17 protein-coding genes are annotated in these 19,659 nt (G+C 45.1%); 9 read left to right on the top strand and 8 right to left on the bottom strand.

Annotated elements, in window-relative coordinates; all coding sequences use genetic code 11:
* Window positions 1–49: 49 nt before the first annotated feature.
* The 7 genes from sfsA to panC all read left to right on the top strand — a co-directional run bounded on the left by sfsA (window position 50) and on the right by panC (window position 5,996).
* Window positions 50–766 (top strand): DNA/RNA nuclease SfsA, encoded by a 717-nt coding sequence (gene sfsA / locus R7E38_RS04685; RefSeq protein ID WP_158174151.1) that lies wholly within the window; start codon window positions 50–52, stop codon window positions 764–766.
* A 136-nt stretch (window positions 767–902) separates the two neighbouring features.
* Window positions 903–1,349, top strand: coding sequence for an RNA polymerase-binding protein DksA (gene dksA, locus R7E38_RS04680; RefSeq protein WP_005386584.1), 447 nt, complete (start codon window positions 903–905; stop codon window positions 1,347–1,349).
* A gap of 95 nt (window positions 1,350–1,444) precedes the next feature.
* Window positions 1,445–2,308, top strand: coding sequence for a tRNA glutamyl-Q(34) synthetase GluQRS (gene gluQRS / locus R7E38_RS04675; RefSeq protein WP_005386586.1), 864 nt, complete (start codon window positions 1,445–1,447; stop codon window positions 2,306–2,308).
* A 102-nt stretch (window positions 2,309–2,410) separates the two neighbouring features.
* On the top strand, window positions 2,411–3,778 hold the full coding sequence (pcnB, locus tag R7E38_RS04670; RefSeq protein ID WP_005386589.1) for a polynucleotide adenylyltransferase PcnB: 1,368 nt from the start codon (window positions 2,411–2,413) through the stop codon (window positions 3,776–3,778).
* Complete coding sequence (gene folK / locus R7E38_RS04665; RefSeq protein ID WP_017635910.1) at window positions 3,775–4,260, top strand: 2-amino-4-hydroxy-6-hydroxymethyldihydropteridine diphosphokinase; 486 nt, start codon at window positions 3,775–3,777, stop codon at window positions 4,258–4,260. The genes pcnB and folK overlap by 4 nt, the downstream gene beginning before the upstream one ends.
* A 24-nt stretch (window positions 4,261–4,284) precedes the next feature.
* Window positions 4,285–5,079, top strand: a complete 795-nt coding sequence (gene panB, locus R7E38_RS04660; protein WP_005386592.1) for a 3-methyl-2-oxobutanoate hydroxymethyltransferase — start codon at window positions 4,285–4,287, stop codon at window positions 5,077–5,079.
* Window positions 5,080–5,090: 11 nt separating this feature from the next.
* On the top strand, window positions 5,091–5,996 hold the full coding sequence (gene panC, locus R7E38_RS04655; protein WP_161440654.1) for a pantoate--beta-alanine ligase: 906 nt from the start codon (window positions 5,091–5,093) through the stop codon (window positions 5,994–5,996).
* 53 nt (window positions 5,997–6,049) lie between these two features.
* Here panC and R7E38_RS04650 read toward each other — a convergent pair whose 3' ends face one another.
* The 4 genes from R7E38_RS04650 to R7E38_RS04635 all read right to left on the bottom strand — a co-directional run bounded on the left by R7E38_RS04650 (window position 6,050) and on the right by R7E38_RS04635 (window position 10,716).
* Window positions 6,050–6,979 carry a Kdo(2)-lipid IV(A) acyltransferase gene (locus tag R7E38_RS04650; protein ID WP_053304122.1) on the bottom strand — a complete coding sequence of 310 codons (930 nt, stop codon included), beginning with the start codon at window positions 6,977–6,979 and terminating at the stop codon, window positions 6,050–6,052.
* A gap of 127 nt (window positions 6,980–7,106) precedes the next feature.
* On the bottom strand, window positions 7,107–7,877 hold the full coding sequence (locus R7E38_RS04645) for an ABC transporter permease (RefSeq protein WP_005380002.1): 771 nt from the start codon (window positions 7,875–7,877) through the stop codon (window positions 7,107–7,109).
* The gene (locus R7E38_RS04640; RefSeq protein ID WP_005380000.1) at window positions 7,878–8,795 is read right to left on the bottom strand and encodes an ABC transporter ATP-binding protein; all 918 of its coding nucleotides are present in this window, start codon (window positions 8,793–8,795) and stop codon (window positions 7,878–7,880) included.
* A 250-nt stretch (window positions 8,796–9,045) separates the two neighbouring features.
* A complete protein-coding gene (locus R7E38_RS04635) occupies window positions 9,046–10,716 on the bottom strand; it encodes a SulP family inorganic anion transporter (RefSeq protein ID WP_005379997.1) in 1,671 nt (556 codons plus the stop codon).
* 281 nt (window positions 10,717–10,997) lie between these two features.
* Between R7E38_RS04635 and can the strand changes: the two genes are divergently transcribed.
* Window positions 10,998–11,666, top strand: coding sequence for a carbonate dehydratase (can, locus tag R7E38_RS04630; RefSeq protein ID WP_005379996.1), 669 nt, complete (start codon window positions 10,998–11,000; stop codon window positions 11,664–11,666).
* Between the two features lie 75 nt (window positions 11,667–11,741).
* Here the strand turns inward: can and hpt are convergent, their stop codons facing one another.
* Window positions 11,742–12,272, bottom strand: coding sequence for a hypoxanthine phosphoribosyltransferase (gene hpt, locus R7E38_RS04625; RefSeq protein WP_005379995.1), 531 nt, complete (start codon window positions 12,270–12,272; stop codon window positions 11,742–11,744).
* 319 nt (window positions 12,273–12,591) lie between these two features.
* Here hpt and opaR point away from each other — a divergent pair, with 319 nt between their 5' ends.
* The gene (opaR, locus tag R7E38_RS04620) at window positions 12,592–13,206 is read left to right on the top strand and encodes a transcriptional regulator OpaR (RefSeq protein ID WP_005379994.1); all 615 of its coding nucleotides are present in this window, start codon (window positions 12,592–12,594) and stop codon (window positions 13,204–13,206) included.
* 137 nt (window positions 13,207–13,343) lie between these two features.
* Here the strand turns inward: opaR and lpdA are convergent, their stop codons facing one another.
* The 3 genes from lpdA to aceE form a co-directional block, all read right to left on the bottom strand.
* Window positions 13,344–14,771 carry a dihydrolipoyl dehydrogenase gene (gene lpdA / locus R7E38_RS04615; RefSeq protein WP_005379993.1) on the bottom strand — a complete coding sequence of 476 codons (1,428 nt, stop codon included), beginning with the start codon at window positions 14,769–14,771 and terminating at the stop codon, window positions 13,344–13,346.
* A 267-nt stretch (window positions 14,772–15,038) separates the two neighbouring features.
* Window positions 15,039–16,937: a pyruvate dehydrogenase complex dihydrolipoyllysine-residue acetyltransferase gene (gene aceF / locus R7E38_RS04610; protein WP_226083665.1), complete on the bottom strand. Its 1,899-nt coding sequence runs from the start codon at window positions 16,935–16,937 to the stop codon at window positions 15,039–15,041.
* Window positions 16,938–16,956: 19 nt separating this feature from the next.
* Window positions 16,957–19,620, bottom strand: a complete 2,664-nt coding sequence (aceE, locus tag R7E38_RS04605) for a pyruvate dehydrogenase (acetyl-transferring), homodimeric type (protein WP_005386612.1) — start codon at window positions 19,618–19,620, stop codon at window positions 16,957–16,959.
* Between the last annotated feature and the right edge of the window lie 39 nt (window positions 19,621–19,659).

The raw sequence follows: 19,659 nt of genomic DNA, 5'->3' as shown, positions 1-19,659 counted from the left end.
GTAATGGTGGCAACATTGTACATAAAAAATTTTTTGTCTAAATAAGCAAATGCATTTCACACCCACTTTAGAGTCCGCCACTCTACTCAAACGTTATAAACGCTTTCTTGCCGATATCGAGCTCGATACTGGTGAAATCCGTACAATCCACTGCGCAAATACAGGTGCAATGACGGGTTGTGCAACGCCCGGAAACAAGGTTTGGTTTTCTACTTCCGACAACCCGAAACGAAAATACCCCAATAGTTGGGAGTTGAGTGAGACCGAACAAGGCCACCGTATTTGTATCAACACCGCGCGTGCCAATCAATTAGCCGTAGAGGCTATTGAAAATAATGTCATTTCAGAGCTTTGTGGTTATGACACACTTCAAACTGAGGTGAAATACGGCAATGAAAATAGCCGAATTGATATCTTGCTCAGCGCAGACGACAAGCCAAAGTGCTATATAGAAGTGAAAAGCGTCACTCTTCTTGATGAGACCGACTCTACTGGACAAGGATACTTCCCAGATGCGGTCACGACTCGGGGACAAAAACACCTGAGAGAGCTCACAGAAATGGCACAAAATGGAAGTAGAGCCATACTTTTATTCACTGTTTTACATTCAGGTATTGAAAAAGTATCCGCGGCGCACCATATAGACGCGAAATATTCACTATTACTCAAACAAGCACAAGACGCTGGAGTGGAAGTTCTCTGCTACAAAGCTGAACTGAGCGATACTGGAATGAAGCTGATTTCCGCTATTGATTTTATCAATTAAGAGAAAAAATGATGTCGTCTTCACATTGACGATAACTTTGCGATTCAGTATTTGCTTGCACCGCCTCTTTTTGCTATAGATACCCGCCTTAAATTGACTGCGTAGCAGTTGACTAGGTGTAAGTAGGAGATGCTGTATGCCAGAATCAAAGAAGAAAACGATAGGCATCCTAGCCATTGCCGGCGTGGAGCCATATCAGGAAAAACCTGGTGAAGAGTACATGTCACCAGAGCAGGTTGAACACTTTACGAAAATCTTAACAGCTTGGCGCGACCAGCTAAGAGCTGAAGTGGATCGTACTGTTCACCACATGCAGGACGAAGCAGCAAACTTCCCAGATCCAGTTGACCGCGCCTCTCAAGAGGAAGAGTTCAGCCTAGAACTGCGTAACCGTGACCGCGAACGCCGTTTGATCAAGAAGATTGAAAAGACTTTGGATAAAATCAAAGAAGACGATTTTGGCTTCTGTGAGTCTTGTGGCGTAGAGATTGGCGTTCGCCGTCTTGAAGCACGTCCAACCGCTGACCTTTGTATTGACTGTAAAACACTTGCAGAAATCAAAGAGAAGCAAATGCAAGGTTAATCACCCAGCATTATGATTGTTGAAGGGAGCTCAGGCTCCCTTTTTGTTTTGGCTATCTTCGCACCCTATTTGTTTACTAAATTCGAGATACACGCATGACACGCTATGTAGGTCGATTCGCCCCATCTCCTTCTGGTCCACTGCATTTTGGTTCACTGATTGCCGCTCTTGGCAGTTATTTTCAAGCGAAAGCACAAAACGGAGCTTGGTTAGTACGTATTGAGGACTTAGACCCACCAAGAGAAATGCCAGGTGCAGCGCAACTTATCCTAGAGGCACTCAAGGCCTATCAGCTGCATTGGGATGGAGAAGTGGTATACCAGAGCGAACGTCACGACCTTTACCAAGCTCAAATAAACAAATGGCTCGAAAATGGAGAAGCCTATTATTGCCAATGTACTCGTAAGCAAATTAAAGAGCATGGCGGTTTTTATCCTGGCACTTGCCGCGATAAAAACTTGAAAGACGGCGCGATTCGCCTAAAAATGACCAAGCCTGTCGCTCATTTCCTCGACCAAAAGCGGGGAACCATTACTATTCCAGAGCAACTCGTTAATGAAGATTTCATTATTAAACGTCGAGATGGATTATTTGCTTATAATCTTGCGGTAGTATTGGACGACATCGACCAAGGCGTCACAGAAGTCGTGCGAGGTGCAGACTTAATCGAGCCGACAGGGCGTCAAATTAGCCTGTACCAAATACTTGGTCAGCCTGAAGTTAGCTACTTGCATTTACCATTGGCGATGGACAACAACGGCAATAAATTGTCGAAACAAAATCACGCGACGGCTATTGATATAGATACACCAAAACCTACTCTATTGCGCGCCATGACATTTTTAGGTTTCGAGATACCTGAAACCGTAAGGGCGGCCAACATAGAAGATATTCTTCGTTGGGGCTGCGAAAACTGGCGGTTGGAACAGCTTCCAGCAGAGATCGAGATCACACCGTGATTCTCAAATGGCATTGTGTAGGCTATCATTAGCCGCAAATTAGGCCCTAGAGGCGTATAAAACTAACCAAAGCAAGATTGGATTAAACCCAGTTATTGCCAGATGCACATGAATACAAACGACTATACACCAAGCGAACCTGCCACAATTCCAGAGCTCGCTCTCAATGTAATAACTCGTGAAGAGCACAACATTTCGCGTAAGCAGATCAGTGATAATGCGCTGAAGGTACTGTACCGCCTAAATGGTGCTGGTTTCGATGCTTTTCTTGTGGGTGGCGGGGTTCGAGACTTACTGCTTGGACAAAAACCAAAAGATTTTGACATTGCGACCAACGCAACGCCGGAACAGATCAAACAGCTATTTCGTAACTGCCGTTTGATTGGTCGCCGCTTCCGCTTGGCTCATATTATGTTTGGCCGAGACATCATTGAGGTTGCGACATTCCGTGGTCACCACCAAGAGCAAAAGAATAAGAGCATTTCTCAGCAATCAAAAGAGGGTATGCTGCTGCGTGACAACGTCTACGGCACCATCGATGAAGATGCTGAGCGCCGTGATTTTACGATTAACTCGATGTACTACAACATCGCAGATTACTCGATTCACGACTACGCACGTGGTATTGAAGATTTAGAAGATCGCCTAATTCGACTGATTGGTGATCCAGAAACACGCTACCGTGAAGACCCTGTGCGCATGCTGCGTGCGGTTCGTTTTGCGGTAAAACTAGACTTTGATATTGAAGAAGACACCGCAGCGCCAATCGAACACATGGCACCGTTGCTCGGTGACATTCCGTCAGCGCGTCTTTTTGAAGAGTCACTCAAATTATTGCAATCCGGTCATGGCTTAGAAACCTACCACCTACTGCGTGAGTACAACCTATTCCAGCAACTGTTCCCGACGATTGCAGCGCACTTTACAGAAGATTACTCCTCTCACACTGAGCAGATGTTGGATCTTGTCCTAGATTCTACCGACATGCGCATCGAAGATGGGAAACGCATCAATCCAGCATTTATGTTTGCTGCAATGCTGTGGTACCCACTGTGTGCGAAAGCCGATGAACTGATGGAAGAGCGCAACTTAGGCCATTACGACGCCATTATGGAAGCGAGCAACATCATTCTTGACGAGCAAGTTCGCACAATTGCCATTCCAAGACGCCACACTGCAACCATTCGCGAGATTTGGCAGTTACAGCTTCGTCTTCCACGACGTAACGGTAAACGTGCATTCCGTCTTATGGAGCTCAATAAATTTAGAGCTGGCTTTGATTTTCTTGAAATGCGCGGTGAAATTGAAGGTGGTGACACTCAGAAGCTTGCCAAGTGGTGGGAAACTTTTCAAAATGCAGGCCGAGAAATGCGTCAAGCAATGGCTGCCGACTTAGACGGTCAATCACCGAAAACAGGCCAGCGCCGCCGTAAAACTTATCGCAAGAAAAAGAGTAAGCCCAAATCATGATTACAGCGTACATTGCGGTAGGCAGTAACTTGGCTGATCCTGTCAGCCAAGCGAAGCAAGCGATTGAAGCATTAAAAACGCTGCCTAAATCAGAGTTTGTTCAAGCTTCTTCGCTATACAGCAGCACGCCAATGGGGCCACAAAACCAACCGGATTACATCAATGCGGTTGTGTCTATTAACACCAGTTTGACGCCTATTGAATTGCTCAATTGCACACAAGCTATAGAGCAAGAACAAGGGCGTGTCCGTAAAGACGAACGCTGGGGACCAAGAACCTTGGACCTCGACATTGTGCTTTATGGCAATGAGGTGATTAATTCCGAGAGGCTGATCGTTCCTCATTATGGAATGAAAGAGCGTGAATTCGTACTCTACCCTCTTGCGGAAATTGCACCAAGTTTACAACTCCCTGATGGGACCGAGGTCTCTGAACTACTGGAACAAGTAGATAGAAACGGCCTCAGTATCTGGCAGTCATAGCCAACTCCTAGTAAGGATAAAACCATGAAAAAAATGACCATCAACGACCTAATCAAGTGGAAGCAAGAAGGTCGTAAATTTGCTACTTCAACCGCTTATGATGCGAGCTTTGCCCAACTGTTTGAAAGCCAAGAAATGCCAGTACTTCTTGTTGGTGATTCTCTAGGTATGGTTTTGCAAGGTCACAACGATACTCTGCCAGTAACGGTCGATGATATCGCTTACCATACTCGTTGCGTACGCGCTGGTAGCCCAAATTGTTTGTTGATGGCAGACATGCCATTCATGAGCTACACCACGCCAGAGCAAGCTTGCGAAAATGCGGCTAAACTGATGCGTGCTGGTGCCAATATGGTAAAAATTGAAGGTGGTGACTGGCTTGTCGACACGGTGAAAATGCTCACTGAACGATCAGTTCCAGTTTGTGCTCATCTTGGTTTAACTCCTCAAGCTGTTAATATTTTTGGTGGTTACAAAATCCAAGGTCGCGATCAAGAAAAAGCAGATCGCATGGTAAAAGACGCATTAGCGCTGCAAGAAGCAGGCGCTCAAATCGTCTTACTAGAATGCGTACCAGCTGAGCTTGCTGAACGTATTACGCAAGTGCTTGACGTTCCTGTTATCGGTATTGGTGCAGGTAACGTAACAGATGGTCAAATTCTCGTAATGCATGATATGTTTGGTATTTCTGCCAACTACATGCCGAAATTCTCCAAAAACTTTCTTGCTGAAACAGGTGATATGCGCAAAGCCGTTACTAAATACATTGAAGATGTAGCCAACGGTGTATTCCCAGACGACGCTCATACCATTGCCTAGAGGATAAATGCATGCAAACTTTTGCGGAAATCTCAGCAGTTCGTGAACACCTTAAAACCTTTAAACGTGAAGGTCGTAAAGTGGCGTTTGTCCCTACCATGGGCAACCTTCACGAAGGCCACTTAACTTTAGTGCGTAAAGCACGCGAATACGCTGATATCGTTGTCGTAAGCATCTTTGTTAATCCGATGCAGTTTGATCGTGCAGACGATTTAAATAATTACCCACGCACGCTAGAGGAAGACTTAAGCAAGTTAACCTCTGAAGGGGTCGATGTGGTATTTACGCCAACACCAGAAGTTATCTACCCAGAAGGTCTGGATAAGCAAACCTTCGTCGATGTCCCTGGCCTATCAACAATTCTCGAAGGCGCGTCTCGACCAGGTCATTTCCGTGGCGTGACGACGATTGTGAATAAGCTGTTTAACATCGTACAACCGGATGTCGCGTGCTTCGGCGAGAAAGACTTCCAACAACTTGCTGTTATCCGCAAGATGGTTGATGACCTAGCAATGGACATTGAAATCATCGGTGTACCAACCGTACGTGAAATGGACGGTTTAGCAATGAGTTCACGCAATGGCTTGCTTACGCTGGACGAGCGTCAACGTGCGCCTGTACTTGCTCGTACAATGCGTTGGATCAGCAGTGCCATTCGCGGTGGCCGCGATGACTACGCATCGATCATCGAAGATGCAAGCGACCAACTTCGAGCTGCAGGTCTGCACCCTGATGAGATCTTCATTCGTGATGCTCGTACATTACAAGTGATCACACCAGAAACGACACAAGCTGTCATTCTGATGTCTGCGTTCCTAGGCAAAGCTCGTCTTATCGATAACCAAACGGTAGATATGGTTGTCGAAGCGAAGGAAGAAGCTGAATCTAACAATACAAACTCAGAGAACGCAGAGTAAGCTCTGAGTCATAAAAGTAAAAAGGTCGACTCTTAGTCGACCTTTTTTATACTCTACGTATAGACGCAATCTAACCCTTCAGGGCGAGTTTTAAACCGCTTGTGCAGCCACATCCACGCTGGAATATCACGTTTTATCATTTTCTCAAGCTCTTGATTCAAGATGCTTGCCGCTTTAACCGCATTACGTCTCTCGAAACGCTCGCTAATGTCTTTTCCAATGTACAGCGTGTAATGGTGATTTTTACTCACTGTAACGCCAGATATAACCGCGCACTTTGTTGCATCAATGAGAACACTAGACCCGACGGTACTCGCCGCTTGTTCAACAGCAAAAAACGGCGCAAAAACAGAATGGCTAACGCCATAATCATGGTCGGGCAAATACCAAAGTCGATGACCATTTTTCAGAACTTTGAGCATTGATTTCACGTCTTTTCGATCAATCATTTGATGTCCAAAACGAGTTCGACCTCGATGTTGAATAAACTCATAAGCAGGATTCGAATTTGGGCGATAAACGCCATAACCTTGGGCAAACTGGCTAAAAATACGAGCGGTTATCTCCAAGTTTAAATGGTGACTGCACACCACCAACACACCACGTCCATTCTTTTCCTCAGCGAGTAAACGATCTTTTCCAACAATAGAGGTTATCCGACGTATCCGCCAATCTGGCCAAAACCAAGCGATACCGGTTTCGATGATCGCCATTCCAGTATATTGAAAGTTTTTTCGTACTACGTCCTTACATTGCCAATCCGTAAAATCAGGGAAACACAGCTGGAGATTACGCAGAGCGATCTTGTGTCGGCGCTTCATTACATGCATCGCAATACAGCCGATGCTTCTACCTAAGATTCGCAATACTACGTATGGCAGTACATTAACAAGAATCGCTAAAGATCCAAATGCCAGCCATACAGACCAATATTTGGGCTTAAGTAACTGATAGGAGAAAGGCGGCGGCGGGACAATATTCATAGGATCACTCATTTATTACAAATGATTGAAACCTACCATGATAAAAACCGAAAAATTGTATGGGTATGTATTGTTATGCATGCGAAAGAGCAGCGTGAATCGCCGCTCTTTGCTTTATGAGAATGGCTTAGCTTCTTAGACCAATCCCTTTGGTTACTAGATAATGCGCAATGGCATACAGTGCAACAACAAACACTGCAAGTACACTAAATGAAGTGATAATGCCTACATCCGAGACACCTAAAAAGCCGTAACGGAACGCATTCACCATGTAGACGATTGGGTTGATCTTAGAAACGCCTTGCCAAAATTCAGGCAGAAGACTAATCGAATAAAAGACACCTCCCAAGTAAGTTAGAGGAGTCAATACAAACGTAGGGATGATCGAAATATCATCAAATGTTTTTGCGTAAACCGCATTGATCAAGCCACCGAGAGCAAATACCACCGACGTCATGAAGACAGTCGCGACAATAATGCCCCAGTGCTCCACTTGCAAATCAACGAACAAAAGTGACACACAAGTAACAATTGCACCGACCAACAAACCTCGAGTCACGCCGCCCATCACATAGCCAGCAATAATCACATAGTTTGGTACCGGTGCCACCAGCAGTTCTTCAATATTCTTCTGTAGCTTTGCACTAAAGAATGAAGACGCAACATTCGAGTATGAGTTGGTGATCACCGACATCATGATCAAACCTGGAACAATGTACTCCATGTAACTAAAGCCGCTCATCTCACCAATTCGAGAGCCAATAAGATTACCGAAAATGATGAAGTACAACGTCATCGTAATGGCTGGCGGCACTAAGGTTTGCACCCAAATACGTGTAAAACGAGTGACTTCTTTGCTCAGCAAGCTGCGAAATGCCGTCCAATATAAACCGTACATTTAATTACTCCCCTCTCTTACAATGCTGACAAACAACTCTTCAAGTCGGTTGGCTTTGTTACGCATTGAGAGAACTTTAATGCCATGCTCTGTTAACTGACTGAATACCGAATTCAATCCTTGGCTCTTATCTAGTTCTATCTCTAAAGAGCCATCAACAATACTTTGTCGATTAACACCTTCAAGCTCAGGCACCTCGACTTCTGACTCAATATCCAAGATAAATGTCTCGACGCTTAGCTTACCTAGTAACGCCTTCATGGTGGTATTTTCAATCAGCTCACCACGATTAATAATGCCGATATTTCGACACAGCATCTCCGCTTCTTCTAGGTAGTGTGTCGTTAAAATAATCGTAATTCCTTGCTCTTGGTTGATCTCTTTCAGAAACCCCCACATTGAGCGGCGTAGTTCAATATCCACTCCAGCCGTTGGTTCATCTAAAATGAGTAATTGCGGCTCGTGCATCAAAGCTCTTGCGATCATTAAACGACGCTTCATCCCACCGGATAGGTTACGAGCACGCTCTTGGCGTTTTTCCCATAAATCCAATTTTTTCAGGTATTTTTCTGCTCTTTCTTTGGCTAACACTTTAGACACACCGTAATAGCCAGCTTGCTGCATCACAATTTGCTCAACGGTTTCAAACTGGTTGAAGTTGAACTCTTGTGGCACCAAGCCTAAATTCTGCTTGGCCAATTCGAGGTCGGTATCAATGTCATAACCGAAAACTTTCGTCGTTCCGGAGGTTTTATTCACTAAGGAGGAAATGATGCCAATCGTGGTCGATTTTCCTGCACCATTGGGACCCAGAAGCGCGTAGAAGTCACCCTTTTTCACTTGGAGACTTATACCTTTTAACGCCTCAAAGCCACCTGCATACGTCTTGCGCAGTTGTTCAATTTCTAATGCGTACATAAGGTCTTGATTGCCGTTTGTTTGTGATTACTAATACCGACTCATATTTAGCAGCGGTTTACTACAAAATCGCCTTGGGTATCGTATTGGAGGTCCATCAGTTTATCGTTGAATAACGATGATTACAAATAAACCTTTCGATAATATTGGAAATATAACCCTTACCTCGTAAAGGTTATCTCTGAGTAAGACAAAATAGAGCATAAAAAAACGCAACAGGACACTGTTGCGTTTTTAACTGTCAGAATGATTACGCCGTTATGCGCTGATACTGGTCTGCCTCAACATGTGCCACCGCCGCATTCAATGCTTCGTAACGGAATTGGTACATATTTTCATCAGGCACAAGGTCAATCACATGGAATTTCTCTAGCTGTTCTCGTGTTCGCTCATTCGGGCATAATAAATACACGGCACAATTGGCATCGAGAGCATCCTTAATCGCATTCTCTAACGCCAAACCGACGGTCACATCAATCATTGGTACATCCGTAAGATCGAGAATCATCACGTCATAGTCCGAAATACTAGAGTGCTGACGTGAAATGGCTTTAGAAACACTAAAGATCATCGGACCGGAAAGATAAAAGAACAGCACTTTACCATTCGCACGATCCAACAAGCCACGCTCGCTGTCAGTCAGCGGCACATCATCTTCATCCGCGTCGCTGATCGCTTTTACTTGTCGCGCCTGCTCTCGGCTCAAACGCTCGATGATGATAATGTTCGAGATAAAGACGCCTAAACCCACCGCAACGATAAGATCAACGAATACTGTAAGCAACATAACGCCATACATCACCGCCATTCCGGAAAAGCTTACCTTATGTGCCCTCTGAATAAAGCTCCAGTCTAGGATGTTAAAGCCAACATACACCGCAATGCCTGCTAACACAGCCATCGGGATTGGCTCTGTTAACCCGCCAGCAACCAGTACAACCAACGCCAACATTAGTGCACGAATCACACCAGATAATGGCGAACGAGCCCCAACTTGGATATTCGTTACCGTCCCCATGGTAGCCCCCGCCCCCGGCAGCGCACCAAACAAGCCTGAGATCATGTTAGCTAACCCTTGACCTCGCAGCTCTTTATCTGAGTCGTGTTCTTTACGAGTTAATGAGTCACCGATAACCGCCGTTAACAAAGTATCAATACAACCTAATGTGCCGAGCACTAATGCATCAATGACCATCTCGACAAACATATCTGTGTCAATATAAGGGGCGACGAGAGAAGGTAACCCAGCAGGAATTTCACCGATACGACGAATATCTTCTGTATCAAAGAGAATCACAGACAATAAAGTCACCGCGACCAATGCCACGAGCTGTGCAGGAACGTATTTACGATATTGCTTAGGGAAGAAAAAAAGAATCCCCAAAGTCAGTAGTCCCAAAAACAACTCACTGAACTTAAGGTTAGAAATGGTCTCCGGCAAAGCAGATAACGTTCCGAGTACTCCCCCTGAAGGCGCAGCATGCCCCATCAAAGGCGATAACTGCAGAATGATAAGAATCACACCAATGCCAGACATAAACCCGGAAATAACGCTATAAGGCATTAAGGTAACGTATTTACCCAGTTTTAACGTCCCCAATAGGATTTGGAACGCGCCAGCCATCATGACAACCGTGAAAGTCATAGCCATGCCCGTTTCTGGGTATTTCGCCATCATACTGGTTAATACTGCGGTCATGATTACCGTCATTGGCCCTGTCGGTTCTGATATTAACGTATTAGAACCACCAAATAACGAGGCAAACAAACCGACCATTATTGCTCCCCAAAGGCCGGCCTCAGCACCGGCTCCGGATGCAACACCAAACGCTAACGCCAGAGGGAGAGAGATAATCGCCGTGGTTACCCCGCCAAATACATCCCCTTTGAAATTGATATCTTCAAAACGACTACCGAACACTGCTGATTTTCCCTGCATTCAATTTTAAAAAGTAAAATATCACTACTTTAACGAGCTAGGCGAAAATTTAAACCATAAATAGATTAAGGCTAAATTCACACCACAAATAGTTTCACCAGATTTTACTTTTTTCTTAATGAAAACTAGTCAGATGAGTCCTATCTGACGAATATTTAACGAGATCGAAATTGTAACATTGTGTATAGTTACAACACTGATCGCTTGCATGTGCACACAAACAGCGGCAGCGATTTTGTCTTTTAAGGGAAGTAGTTTGCAAAATGCCGGAAATAAAACAGTTATTTGAAAACAATTCGAAATGGTCTCAAGAGATCAAATCTGATCGACCTGAATACTTCGCAAAACTCGCTGAGGGGCAAAAGCCTGATTTTCTTTGGATTGGCTGCTCTGATAGCCGCGTCCCTGCCGAGCGACTAACCGGACTATACTCAGGTGAACTCTTTGTTCATCGGAATGTTGCAAACCAAGTTATCCATACTGATCTCAACTGTCTATCCGTCGTCCAGTACGCCGTAGACGTTCTTAAGGTTAAACACATCATTGTCTGTGGACACTATGGATGTGGTGGCGTAAATGCAGCCATTGATAACCCTAAGCTAGGTCTTATTAATAATTGGCTGTTACATATCAGAGATATCTATTTCAAACACCGCACTTACCTAGATCAAATGCCGCAACAAGATCGAGCGGATAAACTAGGCGAGCTTAATGTTGCAGAGCAAGTGTACAACTTGGGTAACTCAACCATCCTGCAAAACGCTTGGGAGCGTGGACAAGATGTTGAAATTCATGGTGTGGTATACGGAATTGAAGATGGTCGCTTAGAGTACTTAGGCATTCGTTCTAACTCTAAGGAAACCGTAGAAGCGTCTTACCAGAAAGCTCTTTCGACGATTCTAAATACAGACAACAAGCTGCTTTGTCGCTAAGTCATATCTAAAAGTTGAACAAAAAACGCCCATCTTGATTGGGCGTTTTTTTATTTTTAATGCTGAACTCAATGATTATTCTTGAGGTACAACTTTACCGATGTATGGTAAGTGGCGGTATTTCTGCGCGTAATCAATACCCACCCCAACGACAAATTCATCTGGAATTTCGAAACCAATCCAATCCACAGGAACATTCACTTCACGACGAGATGGCTTATCTAGGAGCGTACAAATAGCGATAGACTTCGGCTCACGTAGCGAAAGAATCTCACGGATTTTATTTAGTGTGTTACCAGTGTCAATGATGTCTTCAACAAGCAGAATGTCTTTACCTTTGATGTCATCATCCAAATCTTTCAAGATACGAACGTCACGTGAGCTTTCCATCGTATTGCCGTAGCTTGACGCAGTCATAAAATCAACTTGGTGAGTCAGTTCGATAGCACGTGCCAAGTCTGCCATAAATACAAATGAGCCACGCAATAAGCCTACCAACACAAGATCTTCACTACCTTGATAACGCTCTGTAATTTGTTTGCCTAATTCACGAACTCGCTCCTGAACTTCTTGCTCAGAAATCATGACTTCTATTGTATGTTTCATACTGTGCTCAATCTAAATTTGTGGGTTGAGGTAAGTCGCACGCAAACGATCACCTAATCTTACGGCGTGTAGTGTATCACCACGTTCATTGGGTTGAAAGTCACATCCTGTTGCCAAAAAATCTTGGAAGAAGGTCTTAGTTTTATAAAGTTCATAGCTAAATTTATCAATAATAATGACATTACTGTATATAAATTGTTCTACAGATGTTGACCTTGTGCATATGCACCATTACACTCATCACTGCTTTAAGCAACTATTAAAATAATCAATTAGGGGGTTACCCCCAATATCAACTCAAATGGCAAGGAAAATGGATATGGACTCAATAGCAAAGAGACCTAGAACTAGGCTTTCTCCAATTAAGCGTAAGCAACAGCTAATGGAAATCGCATTGGAGGTATTTGCGCGCCGCGGCATCGGTCGTGGTGGTCACGCAGATATCGCAGAAATTGCTCAAGTTTCTGTGGCGACTGTTTTTAACTACTTCCCTACACGCGAAGACTTGGTGGATGAAGTTCTCAATCACGTCGTACGTCAGTTCTCAAACTTCCTATCGGATAACATAGACCTAGACTTACATGCACGTGAAAACATCGCCAATATTACTAATGCGATGATCGAGCTTGTCAGCCAAGACTGTCACTGGCTAAAAGTATGGTTCGAGTGGAGTGCTTCAACACGTGATGAAGTATGGCCATTGTTTGTTTCAACTAACCGTACTAACCAGTTGCTGGTACAAAACATGTTCATTAAAGCAATTGAACGCGGTGAGGTGTGTGACCAGCACGATTCAGAACACTTGGCAAACCTGTTCCACGGTATTTGTTACTCACTGTTTGTCCAAGCGAACCGCGCTAAAGGTGAAGCGGAGCTGAAACATCTAGTGAATTCATACTTAGATATGCTTTGCATTTACAACCGTGAACACTAAAGCTTAGCTCGTAATATATGTCAGCCCACCGTTTGGTGGGCTTTTTATTGTCTGCTAAGCACACATTTATATTCCTATATAACAAGCATAAAAAACCGCTGCAATGCAGCGGCTTCTATCATTCAGTCAGAAAAAGCTTACTTCTTCTTAACTGCTTTTTTGTTTGGCAGGTCAGTGATTGAACCTTCAAATACTTCAGCAGCTAGACCTACAGACTCGTGTAGAGTTGGGTGAGCGTGGATAGTCAGAGCGATATCTTCTGCATCACAGCCCATCTCAATTGCAAGGCCGATTTCACCAAGTAGTTCACCACCGTTAGTACCAACGATAGCACCACCGATTACGCGGTGAGTTTCTTTGTCGAAGATTAGCTTAGTCATACCGTCTGCACAGTCAGATGCGATTGCACGACCTGATGCTGCCCATGGGAATGTTGCTACTTCGTACTTGATGCCTTCTTCTTTCGCTTCTTTTTCAGTCTTACCAACCCAAGCCACTTCTGGCTCAGTGTACGCAATTGAAGGGATAACTTTAGGGTCGAAGTAGTGCTTCTTACCAGAGATAACTTCAGCAGCTACGTGACCTTCATGCACACCTTTGTGAGCAAGCATTGGTTGACCAACGATATCACCGATCGCGAAGATGTGAGGAACGTTAGTACGCATTTGCTTATCAACGTTGATGAAGCCGCGCTCGTCAATTTCTAGACCCGCTTTTTCACCGTCGATTAGCTTACCATTTGGTACACGACCGATAGCAACTAGAACCGCATCGTAACGCTCAGCTTCAGCTGGCGCTTTCTTGCCTTCCATTGAAACGTAGATACCGTCTTCTTTTGCTTCAACTGCTGTTACTTTCGTTTCTAGCATTAGCTTGAACTTGTCTTTGATACGCTTAGTAAATACTTTCACGATATCTTTGTCTGCTGCAGGAATTACCTGGTCAAACATTTCAACAACTTCAACTTTAGAACCTAGAGAGTGGTAAACCGTACCCATTTCTAGACCGATGATACCACCGCCCATGATAAGCAGTTTTTCTGGCACTTCTTTTAGTTCAAGAGCGTCAGTAGAGTCCCAAATACGTGGGTCTTCATGCGGGATAAATGGCAGTTTGATTGGACGAGAACCAGCCGCAACGATTGCGTTGTCAAAGTTAACAACTGTTGGCTCACCTTCGCCTTCTACAAGGATAGAGTTAGGGCCAGTGAACTTACCGTAACCGTTAACTACTGTTACGTTACGCATCTTAGCCATACCGCTTAGGCCGCCAGTTAGTTGGTTAACAACTTTTTCTTTCCAGATGCGGATTTTGCTGATGTCTGTTTGAGGCTCACCGAACACAACGCCGTGGTCAGCCATCGCTTTCGCTTCTTCAATTACTTTAGAAACGTGAAGCAGTGCTTTAGATGGGATACAACCCACGTTCAGACATACACCGCCAAGCGTGCTGTAACGTTCAACTAGTACAGTTTCAAGACCTAAGTCCGCACAACGGAATGCAGCGGAGTAACCAGCAGGACCAGAACCAAGTACAACAACTTGGGCTTTAATTTCTTTGCTCATTTTGACCTCTTGTAGTCATTATCCCTAACAGGCTGAGTGGGTATCGATTTTTTATGTTTAAGAGAGATTTGTTTTAAACAGTTATTTTCAGACCGCTAACAGTTTACAGAGATGTTAATGGTGTGAAAAGTAAATCAATTTAGCCTGTGAGCTAGACAACAATTCGATTGTGAAAACCCTGAACGAAGCAAGGCTGATAACCAAATTGTCGGTAATTATGATTAGCAGAGGCGGCTAAGTTGCCGCCTCTCATTCATCTAATTTCTATTACAGAACTAGACGACGAATGTCAGATAGACATGAGTTTAGGTAAGTGATGAAGCGCGCACCTTCAGCACCATCGATCACACGGTGGTCGTATGATAGAGACAGTGGAAGTTGTAGACGCGGTTCGAACTCTTTACCGTTCCATACCGGTTTCATTTCTGACTTAGACACACCTAGGATACCAACTTCTGGCGCGTTTACGATTGGAGTAAACGCCGTACCGCCGATACCGCCTAGGCTAGAGATAGTGAAACAGCCACCTTGCATGTCAGCCGCTGTTAGCTTGCCTGCACGTGCTTTCTTAGAAACCGCCATTAGCTCTTCAGATAGCTCGTAGATGCCTTTCTTGTTCACGTCTTTAAATACAGGAACAACTAGACCGTTTGGTGTATCTACCGCGATACCAACATTCACGTATTTCTTCAGGATTAGGCTCTCACCGTCTTCTGATAGAGAAGAGTTGAACGCTGGGAACGCTTCAAGCGCTTTAGCTACTGCTTTCATGATGAACACAAGTGGTGTGATCTTCATGCCAGTGTCTTTCTTCGCTTCAATCGCGTTTTGCTCTTTACGGAATGCTTCAAGAGCCGTGATGTCTGCGTTATCCCACTGTGTAACGTGCGGGATCATTACCCAGTTACGGTGTAGGTTTGCGCCAGAGATCTTCTTAATGCGAGATAGCGGTTGAACTTCTGTCTCACCAAACTTGCTGAAGTCCACTTTTGGCCATGGTAGTAGACCAAGAGCCGCGCCGTCGCCTTTGCCAGATGCTGCTGCACCTGCGCCAGACTCAAGACGCTTAAGTGCATCTTTCACGTAAGCTTGAACGTCTTCTTTTAGGATACGGCTCTTACGACCAGAACCTTTAACCTTAGAAAGATTAACGCCAAATTCACGCGCTAGACGACGAACAACTGGAGACGCGTGAGCGTACTCATCGTTTTCTTTGAAATCGCCAGTCGCTGCTGGAGCTGCTGCCGCTGGAGCTTCTGCTTTAGGAGCTGGAGCTGCAGGTGCTGCCGCTTGAGCTGGAGCTGCTGCAGGAGCAGGTGCTGCGCCCGCTACTTCGAATACCATGATTAGTGAGCCAGTAGACACTTTGTCGCCAGCTGCAATCTTGATTTCTTTAACTGTGCCAGCGAATGGTGCAGGAACTTCCATAGAAGCTTTGTCACCTTCAACAGTGATTAGAGATTGCTCTTCTTCCACTGTGTCGCCAACAGCAACCATGATCTCAGTAACTTCAACTTCGTCGCCGCCGATATCTGGAACGTTCACTTCTTTTGCCGCAGACGCTGCTGTAGCTGCTGCCGCAGGAGCTTCAGCTGCCGCTGGTGCTGGTGCTGCTGGAGCGCCTGAACCTGCTGTTTCGAATACCATGATAAGTGAGCCAGTCGATACTTTATCGCCTGTTGCAACTTTGATCTCTTTTAGAGTACCTGCGAATGGCGCTGGAACTTCCATAGAAGCTTTGTCGCCTTCAACAGTTAGAAGAGATTGCTCTTCTTCGATGCTGTCGCCAACGGCAACCATGATTTCAGTAACTTCTACTTCATCACCACCGATGTCTGGTACGTGAACTTCTTTTAGTTCTGCCGCTGCTGCTGGAGCTGGAGCTGCTGCTGGAGCTGCTTCTGCCGCAGGAGCAGGTGCAGCGTCAGCTGCACCCTCGGCTTCGAAAATCATGATTAGAGAACCAGTAGAAACCTTGTCGCCTTCTGCAACTTTGATTTCTTTAACGATACCCGCTTGAGAAGCAGGAACTTCCATAGAAGCTTTATCGCCTTCAACTGTGATCAGAGATTGCTCTTCTTCAACCTTGTCGCCAACGCTTACAAGAATCTCAGTAACTTCAACCTCATCCGCACCGATGTCTGGTACATTAATTTCGATTGCCATTTCTTATCTACCTTCTTAATTAAGCGTATAGCGGGTTTGTTTTCTCTGTGTCGATGTCGAATTTCTTAATTGCTTCTGCAACTACAGATTTCTCAACTTCGCCACGTTTCGCTAGTTCAGTTAGCGCTGCTACTACTACGTAACCTGCGTTCACTTCGAAGTGACGACGTAGGTTTTCACGGCTGTCTGAACGACCGAAGCCATCAGTACCAAGAACTTTGAAAGACTCAGCAGGAATGTATGCACGAACCTGCTCTGCGTAGTTCTTCATGTAGTCAGTTGCTGCGATAGCAGGTTCAGTACCCATTACTGTTTGGATGTAAGGTACTTTCGCTTCCGCTTCTGGGTGAAGCATGTTGAAACGCTCTGCATCTTGGCCATCGCGAGTTAGTTCGTTGAATGACGTTACAGAGTAAACATCAGAAGCAACACCGTAATCTTCGCTTAGGATTTGAGCTGCTTTACGTACTTCATTCATGATAGTACCAGAGCTCATTAGCTGAACTTTCGCTTTGTCGCCCGTGTAAGTTTCTAGCTTGTAGATACCTTTACGGATGCCTTCTTCAGCGCCTTCTGGCATTGCTGGCATTGCGTAGTTTTCGTTCATTAGCGTTAGGTAGTAGAACACGTTTTCTTGTTCTGGACCGTACATGCGACGGATACCGTCTTGCATGATTACTGCTACTTCGTACGCGAATGTTGGGTCGTAAGAAATACAGTTAGGAACCGTACCCGCCAAAATGTGCGAGTGGCCGTCTTCGTGCTGTAGACCTTCACCGTTCAACGTTGTACGACCCGCAGTTGCACCTAGTAGGAAACCACGTGCTTGTTGGTCACCAGCCATCCACGCCATGTCGCCAACACGTTGGAAGCCGAACATTGAGTAGTAGATGTAGAACGGGATCATTGGTAGGTCGTTTGTCGAGTATGAAGTCGCAGCAGCAACCCATGAAGACATAGCACCTAGCTCGTTGATACCTTCTTGTAGAACCTGACCTGAAGTCGCTTCTTTGTAGTAAGAAACAACGCCACGGTCTTCTGGTGTGTAAGTTTGGCCGTGCGGGTTGTAGATACCGATTTGACGGAACAGACCTTCCATACCGAATGTACGTGCTTCGTCAGCAATGATAGGAACGATGTTCTTACCAATGTTCTTGTTCTTAAGTAGAACGTTTAGCGCACGTACGAATGCCATAGTAGAAGAGATATCACGCTTCTGTTCTTCTAGTAGTGGCTTGAATTCTTCTAGCTCAGGAACGATGAATTCTTGAGTGAATTTTGGTAGACGCTGTGGCGTGTAGCCGTGTAGCGCTTTACGACGAGCGTGTAGGTATTCGTACTCTTTTGAACCTTCTTCAAGTTTCAGGTACGGAAGTTCTTTCACTGCTTCGTCAGTTAGGATGTCTTGAAGACCTAGACGGTCACGTAGGTGTAGTACGTGAGTCATGTCCATCTTCTTAACTTGGTGCGCGATGTTCTTACCTTCAGCCGCTTCACCCATGCCGTAACCTTTAACAGTCTTAGCTAGGATTACTGTTGGACGACCTTTAGTTTCTGCCGCGTTTTTGTATGCCGCGTATAGCTTAGAAGACTCGTGACCACCACGCTTAAGTGCGAAGATTTCGTCATCAGTCATGTCAGCAACAAGTGCAGCTGTCTCTGGGTACTTACCAAAGAAGTGCTCACGTACGTACGCGCCATCTTTTGATTTGAATGTTTGGTAGTCGCCGTCGATCGTTTCATTCATAAGCTGTAGAAGCTTACCAGTCGTATCTTTAGCTAGTAGTGAATCCCAGTTGTTACCCCAGATTACCTTCACTACGTTCCAACCAGCACCTTTGAACAGACCTTCAAGTTCTTGAATGATCTTACCGTTACCCATTACAGGGCCATCTAGACGCTGTAGGTTACAGTTGATTAGGAAACATAGGTTGTCTAGTTTCTCACGCGCAGCGAAAGAGATAGCACCACGTGATTCTGGCTCATCCATCTCACCGTCACCTAGGAACGCGTAAACGCGCTGCTCTGAAGTATCTTTAAGACCACGGCCTTCTAGGTACTTAAGGAAACGAGCTTGGTAGATAGAAGCGATTGGACCTAGGCCCATCGATACTGTCGGGAACTGCCAGAATTCAGGCATCAGTTTAGGGTGCGGGTATGAAGGAATACCTTTGCCGTCTACTTCTTGACGGAAGTTGTCTAGCTGCTCTTCAGTTAGACGACCTTCAACGAATGCACGTGAGTAGATACCTGGTGAAATGTGACCTTGGTAGTAAACTAGGTCGCCACCATCCTTCTCGTTTGGTGCACGGAAGAAGTGGTTGAAACATGTCTCGTAGAACGCAGCAGAAGACTGGAAAGACGCCATGTGGCCGCCTAGCTCTAGGTCTTTCTTAGATGCACGTAGAACGATCATGATAGCGTTCCAACGAATAATTGAGCGAATACGACGCTCAAGTGTTGTGTCACCTGGGTATGCTGGTTCTTGGTCTGCAGGAATCGTGTTGATGTAGTTAGTTGTGATACCTGTTGGCATATCAACACCGTCTAGACGTGCTTTATCTAGAACTTGCTCTAATAGGAATTGAGCACGCTCTAGACCTTCTTCACGTACAACTGACTCAAGCGCTTGTAGCCATTCTTGAGTTTCCAGTGCATCTACGTCATGCTTCATATCAGACATGGCGATCTATCCTTCTGTTGGTTGGATCTACTTATTTAA

Origin of the sequence: Vibrio sp. Vb2131 (assembly GCF_033338535.1) — a bacterium.
GTDB lineage: Bacteria > Pseudomonadota > Gammaproteobacteria > Enterobacterales > Vibrionaceae > Vibrio > Vibrio alginolyticus.
The sequence above is the reverse complement of the archived record's forward strand: the minus strand, read 5'-3'. Positions and strand labels throughout refer to the sequence as shown.

Bases quoted from the DNA above. Each gene is read 5' to 3' on its own strand.
- sfsA (WP_158174151.1), top strand. From the start codon at position 50: ATGCATTTCACACCCACTTTAGAGTCCGCCACTCTACTCAAACGTTAT.
- dksA (WP_005386584.1), top strand. From the start codon at position 903: ATGCCAGAATCAAAGAAGAAAACGATAGGCATCCTAGCCATTGCCGGC.
- gluQRS (WP_005386586.1), top strand. From the start codon at position 1,445: ATGACACGCTATGTAGGTCGATTCGCCCCATCTCCTTCTGGTCCACTG.
- pcnB (WP_005386589.1), top strand. From the start codon at position 2,411: ATGCACATGAATACAAACGACTATACACCAAGCGAACCTGCCACAATT.
- folK (WP_017635910.1), top strand. From the start codon at position 3,775: ATGATTACAGCGTACATTGCGGTAGGCAGTAACTTGGCTGATCCTGTC.
- panB (WP_005386592.1), top strand. From the start codon at position 4,285: ATGAAAAAAATGACCATCAACGACCTAATCAAGTGGAAGCAAGAAGGT.
- panC (WP_161440654.1), top strand. From the start codon at position 5,091: ATGCAAACTTTTGCGGAAATCTCAGCAGTTCGTGAACACCTTAAAACC.
- R7E38_RS04650 (WP_053304122.1), bottom strand. From the start codon at position 6,979: ATGAATATTGTCCCGCCGCCGCCTTTCTCCTATCAGTTACTTAAGCCC.
- R7E38_RS04645 (WP_005380002.1), bottom strand. From the start codon at position 7,877: ATGTACGGTTTATATTGGACGGCATTTCGCAGCTTGCTGAGCAAAGAA.
- R7E38_RS04640 (WP_005380000.1), bottom strand. From the start codon at position 8,795: ATGTACGCATTAGAAATTGAACAACTGCGCAAGACGTATGCAGGTGGC.
- can (WP_005379996.1), top strand. From the start codon at position 10,998: ATGCCGGAAATAAAACAGTTATTTGAAAACAATTCGAAATGGTCTCAA.
- hpt (WP_005379995.1), bottom strand. From the start codon at position 12,272: ATGAAACATACAATAGAAGTCATGATTTCTGAGCAAGAAGTTCAGGAG.
- opaR (WP_005379994.1), top strand. From the start codon at position 12,592: ATGGACTCAATAGCAAAGAGACCTAGAACTAGGCTTTCTCCAATTAAG.
- lpdA (WP_005379993.1), bottom strand. From the start codon at position 14,771: ATGAGCAAAGAAATTAAAGCCCAAGTTGTTGTACTTGGTTCTGGTCCT.
- aceF (WP_226083665.1), bottom strand. From the start codon at position 16,937: ATGGCAATCGAAATTAATGTACCAGACATCGGTGCGGATGAGGTTGAA.
- aceE (WP_005386612.1), bottom strand. From the start codon at position 19,620: ATGTCTGATATGAAGCATGACGTAGATGCACTGGAAACTCAAGAATGG.